1 protein-coding gene is annotated in these 371 nt (G+C 60.9%); it reads right to left on the minus strand.

All coding sequences use genetic code 11. From position 1 onward, the window contains the following. A partial coding sequence (locus AC2A06_RS18935; RefSeq protein ID WP_484381307.1) for an Ig-like domain-containing protein occupies window positions 1–371 on the minus strand: 371 nt, incomplete at both ends.

Raw genomic sequence — 371 nt, forward strand, 5'->3', positions numbered from 1 at the left:
GGTTGCTGCTATCCGCCGTCAAGGTCACGCTGGCGCTATTGACCGCAAAAGCCTTGCCGCCGACTGTCACGGTAACCGCCGCGGTGCCTGCGGTAATGCCGCTCAGCGTTGCGGTGTAAGTCCCGTCGCTGTTATCGGTCACGTTACCCACGCTGCTGTTGGCCAGGTTAGGGACAAACTCCACCGTCTGACCACTTACCCCATTGCCATTGGCATCGTTCAGGGTCAGGGTCAACGTCGAGGTCTGGGTACCGTTAGCCACAATACTCGGCGGGCTGACTGCCAGCACAGACTTACTGCTGCTCAGGTTGCTGCTGTCCGCCGTCAGCGTCACGCTGGCAGGGTTGACCGCAAAGGCCTTGCTGCCGACT

The sequence above is a fragment of the Serratia sp. HNCC26DJ244 genome (assembly GCF_057180565.1).